Origin of the sequence: Phytomonospora sp. NPDC050363, from assembly GCF_040655735.1 — a bacterium.
Classification (GTDB): domain Bacteria; phylum Actinomycetota; class Actinomycetes; order Mycobacteriales; family Micromonosporaceae; genus Phytomonospora.
The window spans coordinates 140,450-156,059 of the sequence record NZ_JBFAKK010000018.1; the positions used below are offsets into that span (position 1 = coordinate 140,450).

At 69.3% G+C, this 15,610-nt stretch carries 11 protein-coding genes; 3 read left to right on the forward strand and 8 right to left on the reverse strand.

Going from position 1 to position 15,610, the window contains the following annotated elements; genetic code table 11:
• Positions 1–4 precede the first annotated feature (4 nt).
• On the forward strand, positions 5–2,854 hold the full coding sequence (locus tag AB0I28_RS35380; protein ID WP_357500117.1) for an FtsX-like permease family protein: 2,850 nt from the start codon (positions 5–7) through the stop codon (positions 2,852–2,854).
• Positions 2,855–2,929: 75 nt separating this feature from the next.
• Here the strand turns inward: AB0I28_RS35380 and map are convergent, their stop codons facing one another.
• From map to AB0I28_RS35420, 8 genes are all read right to left on the reverse strand, one after another.
• Complete coding sequence (gene map, locus AB0I28_RS35385) at positions 2,930–3,823, reverse strand: type I methionyl aminopeptidase (protein ID WP_357500119.1); 894 nt, start codon at positions 3,821–3,823, stop codon at positions 2,930–2,932.
• A gap of 530 nt (positions 3,824–4,353) precedes the next feature.
• Complete coding sequence (locus AB0I28_RS35390; protein WP_357500121.1) at positions 4,354–4,872, reverse strand: hypothetical protein; 519 nt, start codon at positions 4,870–4,872, stop codon at positions 4,354–4,356.
• Between the two features lie 310 nt (positions 4,873–5,182).
• Complete coding sequence (locus AB0I28_RS35395; protein ID WP_357500123.1) at positions 5,183–6,019, reverse strand: GNAT family N-acetyltransferase; 837 nt, start codon at positions 6,017–6,019, stop codon at positions 5,183–5,185.
• Positions 6,020–6,046: 27 nt separating this feature from the next.
• Entirely contained in the window at positions 6,047–7,216 is a 1,170-nt protein-coding gene (ispG, locus tag AB0I28_RS35400; protein WP_357500125.1) for a flavodoxin-dependent (E)-4-hydroxy-3-methylbut-2-enyl-diphosphate synthase, read from the reverse strand.
• Between the two features lie 34 nt (positions 7,217–7,250).
• The gene (locus tag AB0I28_RS35405; protein ID WP_357500127.1) at positions 7,251–8,504 is read right to left on the reverse strand and encodes a site-2 protease family protein; all 1,254 of its coding nucleotides are present in this window, start codon (positions 8,502–8,504) and stop codon (positions 7,251–7,253) included.
• 33 nt (positions 8,505–8,537) lie between these two features.
• Entirely contained in the window at positions 8,538–9,740 is a 1,203-nt protein-coding gene (gene dxr, locus AB0I28_RS35410; protein ID WP_357500129.1) for a 1-deoxy-D-xylulose-5-phosphate reductoisomerase, read from the reverse strand.
• Between the two features lie 23 nt (positions 9,741–9,763).
• On the reverse strand, positions 9,764–10,609 hold the full coding sequence (purU, locus tag AB0I28_RS35415; RefSeq protein WP_357500131.1) for a formyltetrahydrofolate deformylase: 846 nt from the start codon (positions 10,607–10,609) through the stop codon (positions 9,764–9,766).
• A 66-nt stretch (positions 10,610–10,675) separates the two neighbouring features.
• Positions 10,676–12,838: an MMPL family transporter gene (locus AB0I28_RS35420; RefSeq protein ID WP_357500133.1), complete on the reverse strand. Its 2,163-nt coding sequence runs from the start codon at positions 12,836–12,838 to the stop codon at positions 10,676–10,678.
• Between the two features lie 172 nt (positions 12,839–13,010).
• Here AB0I28_RS35420 and AB0I28_RS35425 point away from each other — a divergent pair, with 172 nt between their 5' ends.
• Positions 13,011–13,784 (forward strand): TetR/AcrR family transcriptional regulator, encoded by a 774-nt coding sequence (locus tag AB0I28_RS35425; RefSeq protein WP_357500135.1) that lies wholly within the window; start codon positions 13,011–13,013, stop codon positions 13,782–13,784.
• A 245-nt stretch (positions 13,785–14,029) separates the two neighbouring features.
• A protein-coding gene (locus AB0I28_RS35430; protein ID WP_357500153.1) for an IS3 family transposase occupies positions 14,030–15,252 on the forward strand; the annotation gives its coding sequence in 2 pieces (ribosomal slippage) (positions 14,030–14,312 and positions 14,312–15,252; 1,224 coding nt in all).
• The last annotated feature ends 358 nt before the right edge of the window (positions 15,253–15,610 follow it).

Below are 15,610 nucleotides of genomic sequence, written 5' to 3' on the forward strand. Positions count from 1 at the left end.
AGCGATGAGCATGTCCGGCATCCGGCTCGCGCTGCGCATCGCCAGGCGTGACGCCCAGCGCACCAAGGGACGATCGATCCTGGTCGTCTGCCTACTCGCCTTCCCCGTGGTCGCGATCGCACTCGGCGCGACCCTCTACGACAGGTTCGAGCTCACCACCGAGGAGCGCCTCGAACGCGATCTCGGCACCGCCGAGGCGGCCGTCGTGTGGCAGTTCGACGGCCCCATCGAGCAGGAACCCGACAACCCCTGGCTGAACGGCTTCGGGCCCATGACCCCCGACGGCCCCTACATCGAACCGCCGGCTCACGTGGCCGGGGCCGACCCCGCCGGCGAGCTGACGGCGATCCTGCCGCCCGGCAGCCGCGTGGTGCCCTACAGCTCCGGTGAGGGCCTGGGAGTCAAGACGCCCGCGGGAACCGGGAAGATCAACTGGGTCGCCTTCGACACCGAGGACAGCGTCGCCGAGGGCATGCTGGAGGTCGTGGAGGGCAAGGCCCCGACCGCCAAGGACGAGGTCCTGCTCAGCTCGACCGCCGCCGAGAAGCTGAAGCTGAACATCGGCGACAGCGTCGAGCTCACCGACCCGGCGCGCTCGCTGAAGGTCACCGGCCTGGTCGAGAACCCCCAGAACCTGCGCGACAGCTACATGGTCGGCAGCGCCGAGACCTTCCCCGGCGACGCGACCAAGTGGTTCGTCGACGCCCCCGGACCCATGTCCTGGGAACAGGTCAAGGCCCTCAACGCCAAGGGCGTGGTGGTCTACTCCAAGGCCGTCAGCCTCGACCCGCCGCCGAGCACCCTCCCCTGGTCGACCTACGACAACAGCCTCGGCGCCGAGGCCGTCAGCATGATCGCCGTCGTCGCCGGAATGGTCATCCTCGAACTCGTGCTGCTGGCCGGGCCCGCCTTCGCCATCAGCGCCAAACGACGCTCCCGCGAGTACGCGCTGCTGGCCGCCAACGGCGCCACGGCCGCCCAGGTGCGCCGCACGGTCCTGTCCGGCGGTGTCGTCCTCGGCTCGATCGCGGCGGTGAGCGGCGTGCTGCTCGGCGCGCTGCTGGCGACCGCGGCGGTCCCGTTCATCGAACCCTTCATCGGCCACCGGGCCGGGGGCCTGCGCTTCCTCATCGCCTTCACCGGACCACTGGCGCTGCTCGCCGTCCTCACCGGCGTGCTGGCCGCGCTCGTGCCGGCCTTCACCGTCGCCCGGCAGAACGTCATCGAGTCCCTCACCGGCCGCAAGGGCGTGACCAGGTCGCGCAAGCGCTGGCTGTTCGTCGGCATCTCAATGGCGGCGGTCGGCGTGGCCGTCGGCATCGCCGGCGCCTACTCCGGCGCGGAGATGCTGCTCGTCGCCGCGGCCGCGCTCGCCCAGCTCGGACTGGTGCTGTGCACCCCGGCCTTCATCGGGGCGATCTCGAAACTGGGCCGGTTCCTGCCGCTCTCGCCGCGGATCGCGCTGCGCGACGCGGGCCGCAACCGGGCGTCGACGGCGCCGGCCATCTCGGCGGTCATGGCCGTGGTCGCCGGAGCGATCGCCATCAGCGCCTTCGCGGTGGCCGACCGCACCCGCTTCGACGAGTCGTTCGCCACGAACCTCCCCGAGGGCACCGTGGTGGCCAGCGTCGACATCTGGCCCGGCTGGGACAACGCGACGGGCAAGGAGCTGAAGCTCCCCGCCGACGCCGACGCCCGCTTCGAGGAGGCCAAGGCCAAGACCGAGGCCCTGATCCGCCAGAACTACCCGGTGCAGAACGTCTACGAGGTCAGCTACGCGGCCTGCCCGCCGGGCATGAGCGGCGAGGACTTCGGCTGCGATGTCCAGGCGCTCATGCCCCCCGACCGGACATGCCCCTACGACAATCTCCAGGGCATCCTCACCGAGGAGCAGATGGCCGAGGCGGTCGACAACCCCTACTGCAAGGCCGCGACCAACGACATGTCGTGGGGCGGAGGCGAGCTCCAGCCGGGAACGGTCCTCGTCGACGGTGACCTGCTGGGCGTGGTCTCCGGCGGGGAAGGGCAGGACCTGGCCAACGCCCGCGCGATCATCGAGTCCGGAGGCGTCGTGGTCAACGACCCGGACTACCTCGTCGACGGCAAGGTCACCCTGGTGCTCCGCCAGACCAGCTACAAGGGCGACCACGCCGAGTACACCGACCTCAAAACGGTCACCGTCCCCGGCTACGCGATGACCACGGGCGACTTCCGGGCCAACCTGTTCCTGGCAGGCGCCGCAGCGGTGGGCGGCCTGGGCACGGAGGAGAAGGTCCGCCACATGCTGGCCACCACCACTCGTGTGCCGACGGTCGAGGAGGAGGAGCGCTTCACTGCCGCCTTCGACACCAGCGCGATCGGCGGTGACATCACCGGCGGGCCCGGTGAGGGCGCGACCATCCAGTCCTACGCCCAGGTGGTGCGCCAGACCCAGGGGATCGACGAGACGACCATCATGATCTGGGCCCTCGCCGCGATCGCCGGACTCGTCGCGCTCGGTGCCACGGCCATGGCGACCGGTCTGGCCGCCGCCGAGGGCAGGCGCGACCTGGGCACACTGGCGGCCGTCGGAGCAGCCCCGGGCGTGCGCAGGCTCCTCTCGCTGTGCCAGTCGGGCGTGATCTCACTGCTCGGCGCGGTCCTCGGGGTACTGGCCGGGCTGGGGGCGATGTTCGCGGTCATCGCAACCTTGAACATCCAGTTCGGGCAGTTGTATCCGCGGGAGCCGCTGTTCCCGACCGCGGTCCCGTGGCCGGTCCTCGGTGTCGCCCTCGTGGTGATCCCGGTGATCGCGATGCTGGGAGCCGGTCTGTTCACCCGGTCGCGTCTGCCAGTGGAGAGGCGCGCGGCCTGATAAGGGGTGCGGGGTGAGCGACGCCCCCGGCAGGTGCGGGTCAGGCACCTACCGGGGGCGTCGTCGTGTTCGGCGTCAGGCGGGGACGGGCGTCCCGGCCGACGGGCCCTCGGTGGGCATGGTGAGGATCTCGTGGCCGGTCTCGGTCACCAGGATCGTGTGCTCGAACTGCGCCGACCACTTGCGGTCCTTGGTGACCACGGTCCAGGTGTCGTCCCAGATGTCGTAGTCGTGCGTGCCGAGGTCGATCATCGGCTCGATGGTGAAGGTCATGCCCGGTTCCATCACGACGTCGAGGTCGGGCTTGTCGTAGTGGGGCACGTAGAGACCGGAGTGGAAGGTCTCGCCGATCCCGTGGCCGGTGAAGTCGCGGACGACGCCGTAGCCGAAGCGCTTGGCGTAGGCCTCGATGACCCGCCCGACGGTGTTGAGCATCCGTCCGGGCGCGACGGCCTTGATGCCGCGCATCGTCGCGGTGTAGGTGCGCTCGACGAGCAGGCGCGCCTCCTCCGACACCTCCCCGGCGAGGAAGGTCGCGTTGTTGTCGCCGTGCACGCCCTCGATGTAGGCGGTGATGTCGACGTTGACGATGTCGCCGTCCTCGATCACCGTCGAGTCGGGGATGCCGTGGCAGATCACCTCGTTGAGGGACGTGCAGCACGCCTTGGGGAAGCCCCGGTAGCCCAGCGTCGACGGGTAGGCGCCGTGGTCGCACAGGTACTCGTGGACGACCTCGTCGATGTGGTCGGTGGTGACACCGGGCTTGACGTGCTCACCCGCGAGGACCAGCGCGTCGGCGGCGAGGCGGCAGGCCACGCGCATGCGCTCGATGAGCTCGGGGGTCTTCACCTCGGAGCCGCCGAAGCGGGCGGGCGCGGGTTTCCCGACGTACTCGGGGCGGGCGATGTGCCGGGGTACGTCCCGCTGGCCCGACACCTTGCCGGGGGCGATGGGAGCGCGAACAGTCATGCGTCAAGGCTATCTGCGTCGCACCACGGGCGAGTCCACGCCCGGGGCCGGCGCGGCCCGGCGCACACCGGCGAGGTCAGGTGGGGCGACGGCCCCCGCGAGGCGCCCGATCGGACGTTCCCGGGCCGCCGGACGACCCTCGGCGGCATGTGATCGGTCACGCGATACACGGTCACACTCTGTTGACATCCGGGGCCCGAAATACCCTTGCCAGGCGGGTGACGGCACGGCATGATTTGGTGCGTGGCAAGGGAAGTACGTCGATAGACGGGGTCCGAAAGCAGGGGCCCAGCGGGGGTCTGGCAACGCCGGAGGCGACTCCGGTGGCGAGATCTGAGCCGGCGTGGAGCGCGCTCCCGTCCGACACACCCGACACGGTACGAGCGCCCGACCCGTCCCCAACGCGGGTTCGCGGCAGACGTTCCGCGCCGGCTCACCTACCCGCTCTCACACCTTTCGGGCGAACCGAACCCCCGCCTTCGACCGCTGGGGTGGTCGTCGGCGGGGGTTCGATGATCGCCTTGCGGGACTCAGCCCGCGGGCTCAAGCTCCTTCGGGTCGGCCGGCTCGGCGTCAGAGGCGTCGGCCTTGGGGACCTGGCCCATGCGCTCGTACACCATGCCGCCCTGGTGGGCGACGGCTCCGACGACCGCCGGTACGACCGGCAGCAGCCAGTCGGCGACGAAGCCGCCGTGCGGCATGTTCACGATGAACACGGCGGCGGCGGCGGCGGTGAAGCCGTAGAGCAGTCCGCGCCAGCCGGCGCGCATGGCGTGGGCGAGGGCCGCCTTGCGGGCCGACGCCACGTCCGGGAAACCCTTGAGTGCCGTGACGTCACGACGGCCGAGGTTCACGCCGCCGACTCCGGTGGTCACCGAGGTACCGAGTACCGCGGCCACGAGCATGTCCTTGAGTACGATCGCGACGAGCGCGAAGGTCACCGCGCCCGCACCGACCGCGATTCCTGCCTTGATCCAGTCGGCCTTCTCACCGGGATACCAGTAGTGCTTGGTCACCCCGTCAGAGACCTCTCGAACGATCCTCCCCATGGGGTCCTCACCTCATTGATCGTCACTGAACGCCCTGTGGTTCGTTACTGCGCGTACAGGGCTCATTATTTTCGGTGGTCGCCTGGACTGTCCCGTGTTCCCTGAAATCCGATTGGTCCTGTTTGTGGGCCTAGCGACCGATTTTGTCTGTTATCTGACAGTTGAGACAGCCTGTATCGACGGCCCTGTCGGGTACATCCCCCACATTGCTGCATCTCGAACGCGAGCGCGAGTCACGAGTCGGCTACCCGTCAGGTGAAAAAGCCGACAGCGGCGGCAGTCTGCAGTAGCAGAAGTACCGTGCGAATAGTCAGAAGAGAACGGTGGCCAGCTCAGCGACCTCGCGCATGCCGCAGCGGCGGTACGTGCGAAGTGCGGGGACGTTGAAATCATTGACATACAGCGAGACCGTCGGGGCGTGCCTGCGCAGGGCGTCGGCGACGACGGCCGCCATGCACGGCGCCGCGAGGCCCCTCCCCCGCAGATCCGGCGCCACCCACACGCCCTGGATCTGGGCCGTGTGCCGGGTCAGCACGGCGATCTCGGCCTTGAAGACCACCCGGCCGTTGTCGATCCGTGAATAGGACCGTCCCGCCGAGACGAGGTACTCCAGGCGATCACGGTAGGCCGCGGCGCTCGAGCGGTCCGCGAGCGGCGAGACGCCGACCTCCTCGGTGTACATCGCCACCGCCGCAGGAAAGAGCGCCGGCACGTCGGAGCGCACCGAGCGGCGCACGTACAGGTCGGCGTCGATCGGACTCGGCTCCGCGGTGACCAACAGCGGCTGGTGCTCCCGCACCGCCCTGGCCGCACCCCAGTAGGGCCGCAGACCACGCCAGAGGCGCCGGACGGCCGGTCCGGCGCCCACGATGGACGAGCACTGGCGCCCTTCGCGCCGGGCCAAGTCGACGAAGGCGTCGACGGCGGCCTCGTCGCAGCCGACCGGCACCATGTTGGCCGCCGACAGGCACACCGCGAGCAGTTCACCGCCGCGGCTGTAGCCGTACAGGCGGTTGCCGCGCGACCAACCGTGCGTCGCGAGCCTGTCGGCGACGAACGCGCCCGCGAGAGGCTCGGCGTCGAGCAGCCGAGCCACCGCGTCGTGATCGGGTGCGGACAGCAGCCGCACCGGGAGCGTCGTCTCCACGCTCCTAGCCTGCCAGGTGATCGGCGATCAGTGCACCTCGACGACGGGCTTGACGAGTTCGCGCAGCTCCTCGGGAATCTCGGCGCCCATCTCGTCGGCGAGCCGGATGGCCTCTTCGATGAGGGTCTCCACGATCTGCGCCTCGGGGACGGTCTTGACGACCTCGCCCTTGACGAAGATCTGGCCTTTGCCGTTGCCCGAGGCCACACCCAGGTCGGCCTCGCGGGCCTCACCGGGACCGTTGACGACGCAGCCCATCACGGCCACGCGCAGCGGGACCGGCAGGCCGTCGAGCCCGGCGGTGACCTCTTCGGCCAGCTTGTAGACGTCGACCTGCGCGCGTCCGCACGACGGGCAGGAGACGATCTCCAGGCCGCGCTCGCGAAGGCCGAGCGACTCCAGGATCGCGTTGCCGACCTTGACCTCCTCGACCGGAGGCGCCGACAGGGACACGCGGATGGTGTCGCCGATGCCCTCGGAGAGCAGGGCGCCGAAGGCGACCGCCGACTTGATCGTGCCCTGGAAGGTCGGACCGGCCTCGGTGACACCGAGGTGCAGCGGGTAGTCGCACTTCTCGGCGAGCAGACGGTAGGCCCGGATCATCACGACCGGGTCGTGGTGCTTGACCGAGATCTTGATGTCGCGGAAGTCGTGCTCCTCGAACAGCGAGCACTCCCACAGCGCCGACTCGACGAGCGCCTCGGCGGTGGCCTTGCCGTACTTGGCCAGCAGCCGCGGGTCGAGCGAACCGGCGTTGACGCCGATGCGGATCGGGGTCCCGGCGTTCTTGGCCGCGCGGGCGATCTCGCCGATCTTGTCGTCGAACTTCTTGATGTTGCCCGGGTTGACGCGCACGGCGGCGCACCCGGCCTCGATCGCGGCGAAGACGTACTTCGGCTGGAAGTGGATGTCGGCGATCACCGGGATCTTCGACTTGCGCGCGATGATCGGCAGCGCCTCGGCGTCGTCGGCGCTGGGCACCGCGACGCGCACGATCTGGCAGCCCGCGGCGGTCAGCTCGGCGATCTGCTGGAGCGTGGCGTTGATGTCGGCGGTGACCGTCGTGGTCATCGACTGGACGCTCACCGGCGCCCCACCGCCGACGAGCACGCCTCCCACGTTGAGCTGGCGCGACTTGCGCGGCTCGGCGACAGGCGGCGGTGGCAGCGACGGCATACCAAGACTGATAGTGCTCAAGAGTCCCTCCGGACCATTCCCGCGGGGGGCGGGGTCATTTGAACAACACGATCGGGTTGACGATGTCAGCGGCGACAGTGAGCAGGGTGAACCCCGCAAAGATAACAATCACGACGTATGTGACCGGCAGGAGCTTCAGATAATCCACCCGGCCGGGGTCGGGCTTCTTCATCAGGCCGTAGATCCAGGTGCGGACCTTCTCGAACCAGGCGATCGCGATGTGCCCGCCGTCGAGCGGCAGCAGCGGCAGCAGGTTGAACACGCCGATGAAGAAGTTCAGCGTGGCGAGGAGGATGAAGAACATCGCCCACTCGTTGCGCTCGGCCAGTTCGCCACCGATACGGCTGGCGCCGACGACGCTGACGGGAGTCTCGGGGTCGCGCTCACCGCCGGTGAGGGAGTTCCACAGGGCGGGGACCTTCTGCGGCAGGTTCACGACGGCCTTGCCGATGCCCTCGGCGAACTGGCCGGTGACGACGAAGGTCTGGCCGATGCCGTCGACGGGGCCGTAGGCGATGGTCGCCGGGATGGCCGGGTCGATGTAGGCGCCGACGCCGATCTTGGCGACGGTCTTCGGCTTGCCGTCCTCGCCGGTGATCTCGTCGGCGTAGGGGGTGACGGTCGTGGTGACCGACTGGCCCGCGCGGTCGACGGTGATGGTGGCGGGCTCACCGGGAGGCAGCGGCTGGATGGCCTTGGTCATCTGCTCCCAGTTGGTGACCGCGGTGCCGTTGACGGCGGTGACGCGGTCGCCGCTCTGGATGCCGCCGGCGGCGGCGGGGGCGGGCTGGTCGCTCGGGCCGCACTCGAAGTCGGCGGAGGCGCCCTCGGGCGGGATGCACTCGGCGACGGCGACCCTCGCGGTGTCCACCGACTCCTGCTGCGCGGCGGCCTGGGCCGGGTTGCCGATGCCGATGAACGACACCAGGATCCACACGATGACCAGGCCGATGATGAAGTGCGCGATGGAGCCGGCGGCCAGCACGATCGTGCGCTGCCACAGCGGCTTGCGCCAGAAGACGCGGTGCTTGTCCTCGGGGGCGACGTCCTCCTCGTCCTCGAGGGGGGTCATACCGATGATCTTGACGAAGGCGCCGGCCGGAATGGCCTTGAGCCCGTACTCGACCTCGCCCTTCTTGAAGGCGAACAGCGTCGGCCCGAACCCGATGAAGTAACGGGTCACCTTCATGCCGAACATCCTGGCGGTGCCCATGTGGCCGGCCTCGTGCAGCGCGACCGATATCAGGATGCCGAGCGCGAAGAGCAGGACACCGAGAACGAAGACCATGAAGCGGGAGTTCCTCTCTGACAGACCGCTGGTTTAAGCGCGTACGTGGCTGTGCACAAGCTCCGTTGCCCGCGCGCGCGCCCATTCCTCGGCCGCGTGCACGTCGTCGACGGTACCCGGTTGGCCAAAATCGGGAGCCTCGGCGAGCACCCGCTCCAAGGTGTCGACGATCCCCAGGAAGGGCAGCCGGCCGGCGACGAACGCGGCGACGAGTTCCTCGTTGGCGGCGTTGTAGACAGCCGGGAGGCAGCGGCCGGTACGGCCGGCGTGCATGGCGAGGCGGACGGCGGGGAAGGCCTCGTCGTCGAGGGGCGTGAACTCCCAGGTGTGGGACTTCGTCCAGTCGACCGCCGAGGCCGCGCCGGGGACGCGGTCGGGCCAGCCGAGGGCGAGCGCGATCGGCAGGCGCATGTCGGGCGGGCTGGCCTGGGCGAGGGTGGAGCCGTCGGTGAACTCGACCATGGAGTGGATCACCGACTGGGGGTGGACCATGACGCTGATGTCGTCATAGGGGACGCCGAACAGTTCGTGCGCCTCGATGACCTCAAGGCCCTTGTTGACCATGGTCGCGGTGTTGATGGTCACGACGGGGCCCATGTCCCAGGTCGGGTGGTCGAGGGCCTGTTCGGGCGTGACGTCGGCCAGTTCGGCGCGGGTGCGGCCGCGGAAGGCGCCGCCGCTGGCGGTGAGCACGAGTCGGCGGACCTCGGCAGGACTCCCCCCGCGCAGGCACTGGGCGAGGGCGGAGTGCTCGGAGTCGACGGCGATGAGCTGCCCGGGGGCGGCGAGGTCGCGGACGAGCGGTCCGCCGGCGACGAGGGACTCCTTGTTGGCCAGGGCGAGGAGGCTGCCGGCCTTGAGGGCGGCCAGGGTGGGCCGCAGGCCGATGGAGCCGGTGATCCCGTTGAGGACCAGGTCGCACTTGGTGGAGGCCAGCTCGGTCATCGCGTCGGGCCCGGCGAGGATCTTGGGGATCTTGAAGTCGCCGGTGGCGTAGCCGCGCTTCTTCGCCTCGCTGTAGAAGGCGAGCTGGAGCTCCTGGGCGGAGCCTGCCCGGGCGACCGCGACGACGTCGACGCCGAGGCTGAGGGCCTGGGCGGCGAGGAGCGCGGGGTTCGCGCCGCCGGCGCCGATCCCCGCGACGCGGAACCGCTCGGGGTTGCGCTCGATCACGTCGATGGCCTGCGTGCCGATCGAACCGGTCGAGCCGAGGATGACTATCTCGCGTGGGCTCACGGTCTCATTGTCCAGTACGTGTTTCAGCGGAAGACGACAGTCCGGCCGCCGTTGAGCAGGATCCGGTGTTCGAGGTGCCAGGTGAGGCCGCGGGCCAGCACCATCGACTCGAGATCGCGGCCGACGGCGACGAGCTGTTCGGGGGTCATGGCGTGGTCGACGCGGGCGATCTCCTGCTCGATGATCGGGCCCTCGTCGAGGTCGGCGGTGACGTAGTGGGTCGTGGCACCGATGATCTTCACGCCCCGGTCGTAGGCCTGGTGGTAGGGGCGGGCGCCTTTGAAACTGGGGAGGAAGGAGTGATGGATGTTGATGATGCGCCCGGACAGTTTGGCGCAGAAGTCGTCGGAGAGGATCTGCATGTAGCGGGCCAGGACGACGATGTCGGCGCGCTCGCTCTCCACGAGGTCGAGGATGCGGCGCTCCTGGGCGGCCTTCGACTCGTCGGTGACCGGCAGGTGGTGGAAGGCGACGCCGGCGGCCTCGGTGAGGGGGCGGGCGTCGGCGTGGTTCGAGGCGACGCCCACGAGCTCGCCGGGGATGGCGCCGATCCGGAAGCGGTAGAGCAGGTCGTTGAGGCAGTGGTCCTGCTTGGAGACCAGCACCAGGACGCGCTGCCGGGCGGCGCGGTCGTGCAGCTCCCACTCCATGCCGAAGTCGGCGCCGACGGGCGCGAAGTCGACCCGGAGGCCGGCGTGGGCCAGGTCGCAGGCGAAGTGGACGCGCATGAAGAAGCGGCCGCTGCCGGGGTCGGAGAACTGGTTGCTGTGCATGATGTTCCCCCCGCGCTCGGCGAGGAAGCCCGCTACGGCGTGGACGATGCCCACGCGGTCGGGGCAGGACAGGGTAAGGATGTACTCGCCGCTCACCGGGTGAATCGTAGCGGCCGTGCACCGGTGGGACCAGCCCGGCCGGTACACGGCGTCACTTCTTGATCACGCGACGGAGACGGGCTCCTCTCGGGCGGGTTCGGGCGCGCCCTCGTCGATGCCGTATTTCGAGTAGAGCCGGCGCAGCGGTTTCGGCGACCACCAGTTGGCGCGGCCGAGGACGCGCATGGTCGCCGGGACGAGCAGGCCGCGGACGAGGGTCGCGTCGACGAAGATCGCCACGATCATGCCGATGCCGATCATCTTGATGAACACGATCCCGCCGGAGGCGAAGCCGGCCACCACGACGATGAGCAGCAGCGCCGCGGAGCTGATGATCCCGCCGGTGCGCTGGAGTCCGGTGACCACGGCCTTGGTGTTGTCGCCGTGGGCGTCCCACTCCTCGCGGACGCGGGAGAGGAGGAACACCTCGTAGTCGGTGGAGAGGCCGAACAGCAGGACCAGCATGAGCAGCAGGTTCGTCGGTTCGAGCCCGGTGAGCGGGGTGAAGCCGAGCAGGTCGGCGAGATGCCCGTCCTGGAAGATCCACACGATCACACCGAAGGACGCGCCGATGGAGACGACGTTCATCAGCACCGCCTTGATCGGCAGGAGCACCGAACCGAAGGCGAGGAAGAGCAGCAGGAGCGTCACCCCGGCGACGAGCAGCGCCATCCACGGCAGGCGCTCGGTGAGGTCGCTGAGCTGGTCGTCGAGGATCGCGCTCTGCCCGGTGACGTGCACGCCGGTGCCGCCGGGGACGGCCACGTCGCGGACGGCGTTGACCAGTTCGCGGGCCGCGCCGCTCTCCGGGTCGACGTCATAGGAGACCGACAGGACCGCGCCGGTCGCGTCGGCGACGGTCGGTTCGGCGCCCGTGACGTGCGGGATGTCCAGGATCGCCTGGCGCACCTGCGCGACGGCGGCCTCCCCGCCCCCGTCGACGAGGACTTCGAGCTTCGTGAGGCCTCCGCCGGGGAAGTCGGTCGCCAGCTCCTCGCTGACGACGCGGCTCTCCGTCCCGGCGGGCAGGACCCGCTCGTCGACGCCGCCGAACTTGGCGTGCAGGAAGGGACTGGCCACCAGGGCCAGGACTCCCAGGACGCCGATGATGAAGAACGCCGGCCGCTTCATGACGATCCGGCCGATGGCGCCCCAGAACCGGCTCTCGGCGGGCGCGCCACCGTTGCGGCGACGGAAGGGGATGCGCCAGGCGTCGACCTTCGGTCCGAGGACGGCGAGGAGGGCCGGCAGGACGGTCAAGGCGCCCAGCATGGCGATCCCGACGGCCGCGATGCCTCCGTAGGCCATCGCCTTGAGGAACGGCAGCGGGAAGAGCAGCAGCCCCGCGAGCGACAGCATGATGATCACGCCGGAGACGGTCACCGTCCGCCCGGCGGTGGCCATGGTCCGCGAGATCGCCGTTTCCCGGTCGTGTCCGGCGTGCTGTTCCTCGCGGAAGCGGTTGACGACGAACAAGGCGTAGTCGATGGCGAGCCCGAGCCCGATGATGGTGATGATGTTGATCGCGAAGACCGACACGTCGGTGACGTAGGTCAGCAGCCTGGTGATGGTGAAGGCGCCGAGGATGGCGAGGACGCCCACCATCAGCGGTGTCAGGGCGGCGACGACGCTGCCGAAGATGATGACCATGAGCAGCAGCAGGATCGGCATGGCCAGCGTCTCGGCCTTGACGATGTCGTCCTGCGTCTGGGTGTTGACATCGGCGAAGATCGCCGACTGCCCGCCCAGTTCGGTCGTCAGTCCCTCGGCGTCGAAGGTGTCCTTGAGCTCGGTGAACTGGTCGGCCCGCTCGGCCTCGTCCTCGCCGGAGAGGCGGATCGCGGCGTACGTGGAGTGGCCGTCGCCGGACTTGAAGACGGCGTTGTGGGGTGCGGGGGTGTTGTAGTACGACTGGACGGCGGCGACGTCGGGGTTGTCGGCCGCCTTGCCCAGGACCGTGTCGACCGCCGACTTGAACGCGGGGTCGTCGACGGCGAGCGAGTCGGAGGAGTAGAGGACGACGACGTCGACGGCCTGCCTCCCGAACTTGTCGGAGATCCGCTCGGCCGCCTGCGCGCTGGGGCTGTTCTCGTTGTAGAAGCCGCCGTCGGAGACGGCGCCGAACACGCCCGTCCCCCACAGCGCGCCGATCACGGCGACGATGATCCCGGCGGCCAACACGACCCACCGGGCTCGGGCGACGACGCGCCCCCACCATGCGAACACTGGAATCGTCCCTCCCAGGACTTGTCCCCGCGTGTCCATCGACACGGTGATCGACAGGCAACCCGCGAGACATTAAGATGAAACGGTATTCATGAACGTGAACACCGTTAACTATCGACAATGACGTTCACGTTTGTCAACAGCGGAAGCGGCATTGCGGTCGAGGAGAAGCGTGGAGCCGGTCACACCCAAACCACCCAACCGTCGTGAACGGGTGCGAAACGCCACCGTCGCCGAGATCAAGGCGGTGGCTCGCCGGCAGTTGACGGCCGACGGCCCCCTCGCCATCTCCCTGCGCGCCATCGCCCGCGACATGGGGATGAGCGCCCCCGCGCTCTACCGGTACTTCCCGAGCCTTGAGGCGCTGCTGGTCGCGCTGTGCGTCGACCTGTACGACGAACTGCGCGCCTTCATGGAGACCGCCTGCGACGAACTGGCCGAGGACGACCACATCGGCCGTGTGCTCGTGGCGGCGCGCTCGTTTCGCTCCTGGGCGGTCTCACACCGGCCCGAGTTCACGCTCATGTTCGCCAGCGTCGACCTCCACCACAACACCGACTCCCACCTCGACCCCACCGCCGAACCCCACGCCGCCGCCACCCGCTTCAGCCAGGTCTTCGGCCGCATCTTCGGTGAGCTGTACCGGCAGACCGACGAGGAGCGCGGTTTCCCGCTGCCCCTGCCGACGGTGCCGCCGATGTCGGCGGAGCTGCAGGGGGAGCTGATGGCGTGCTCGCAGACGATCGGGGCGGATGTGCCGATGGAGTTCGCGTACATCTTCCTGACGTACTGGATTCGGCTGTACGGGGTGGTGGCGATGGAGGTCTACGGGCAGCTGCCGGTGGTGAACCACCCGGACCTGCTGTTCAACGCGATGCTGGCGGAGATGGCGGCGCAGTTGCAGGTGGACATCACAAGGTGGATCACGCCGCCGACGGTGGGGTAGACGACCGGAGTAGGGCGAAGGGGCGGGTAGGGCGGCGGGCGGCGGGACCAGGTGGCGTGGACCAGCACAGCGTGGCGTGGTGGACCAGCCTCGCGGTCCGTCCGGCATGGCACGCGTGTGGCGGCTGCGTGAGCAGCCGCCGGGAGCCGTGGCCACTGGCTACCGGGCACCGGGCTCTGAGGTTCCCCCGGGTTGGTGGACACTCGTTCTGGGTCTTGGATGGCCTGGTGGAAGGAGTGTTCCTGTTGGGGATGTCGAAGTACACCGATGAGTTTCGTCGTGATGCTGTCGGGTTGTGGGAGTCGTCGGGGCGGACGATCGCGTCGGTGGCTGCCGAACTCGGGCTCAATCATGAGACGTTTCGTGGCTGGGTCCGGTCGGGTCGCTATGGCGGGTCCGACCATGACGGCCCGGTGGAGACCGGTTCTGTGGGGTTGTCGGTGGCGGCCAAGGACGCCGAGCTGGCTCGTCTCCGCGCGAAGGTCACCGAGCTGGCTCGTCTCCGCGCGAAGGTCACCGAGCTGGAGACCGAGAAGGAGATTCTGCGGAAGGCGACGATGTATTTCGTCAAGGAGATGGGCCGGTGAGTCGCTGGGGGTTCATCTCGCAACACGCCGCCAGGTTCGGTGTCCAGCGGTTGTGTCGTTTGTTGGGGGTCTCGGCCTCGGGCTACTACAAGCACCACGCGACCGCGGCGGCGCGGGATGCCCGCCATGCCGCCGATGCCGCCTTGGCCGCCGAAATCAAGCAGGTCCACACCGACTCACGCGGCACCTATGGGTCCCCGCGTGTGGTCGCCGAGTTGCGCGATGCCGGACGCATGATCAACCACAAGCGGGTTGAGCGGTTGATGCGCCGTTTCGCCATCGTCGGGCATCATCTGCGGCGGGCCAAGCGCACCACCATCGGCGACGAGCAGCCGGTGGTGATCCCGGATCTGGTGGAACGCGACTTCTCCGCTGGTGGCCGACTGGATGCCCGATGGTGCGGTGACATCACCTACCTCCCCACCGGTCAGGGGTGGCTCTACCTGGCCACCGTCATCGACCTGTCCTCCAGGCGTTTGATCGGTTGGTCCCTGGCCGATCACATGCGCACCAGCCTGGTCACCGACGCCCTCGAAGCGGCCGTGACGGCCAGGGGCGGGAACGTCGAAGGCGTGATCTTTCATAGTGACCGCGGGACGCAATACACATCCGCCCGCTTCGCCGCCCACTGCCGCACCCACCGGATCCGCCGATCGGCCGGCCGCATCGCCTCAGCCCTCGACAACGCCGCCGCCGAAGCCTTCAACGCCACCCTCAAACGCGAAACGATCCACCACGGCCACATCTGGACCACCCGCGCCCAGGCCCGCCGCGACGTGTTCGCCTGGATCGCGTTCTACAACCACCACCGACGCCACAGCGCCCTCGAACACCTCTCACCCATCAACTACGAGGCCAAGACCCTGGCCCTCGCCGCATAAACACCGTCCACCACAAAGGGGGAACCCCACACGGGCCACCGGGCACTGGCCGTGGGCCCCACGGTGCCGAGCCCAGGCCCACAACCGGGTCCAGGGACGGAGTCCTTGGCGGGGTTTGGGGCAGCGCCCCAGCAGGGTCCGGGACAGCGTCCCGGTGGGGGTCTGGGAGCGAAGCCACCCAGCGGGGGTGCTGGGGGCGGAGCCACCCAGCCGGGTTTGTCCCACACCATCGCGGTAGCCGTTCCGGGTCCAGGGACGGAGTCCCTGGCGGGGTTTGGGGCAGCGCCCCAGCAGGGTCCAGGGACGGAGTCCTTGGTGGGGGTCTGGGGGCGAAGCCACCCAGCGGGGGTGCTGGGGG

Coding starts and splice junctions, on each gene's coding strand:
- AB0I28_RS35380 (WP_357500117.1), top strand. CDS start 5: ATGAGCATGTCCGGCATCCGGCTCGCGCTGCGCATCGCCAGGCGTGAC.
- map (WP_357500119.1), bottom strand. CDS start 3,823: ATGACTGTTCGCGCTCCCATCGCCCCCGGCAAGGTGTCGGGCCAGCGG.
- AB0I28_RS35390 (WP_357500121.1), bottom strand. CDS start 4,872: ATGGGGAGGATCGTTCGAGAGGTCTCTGACGGGGTGACCAAGCACTAC.
- AB0I28_RS35405 (WP_357500127.1), bottom strand. CDS start 8,504: ATGGTCTTCGTTCTCGGTGTCCTGCTCTTCGCGCTCGGCATCCTGATA.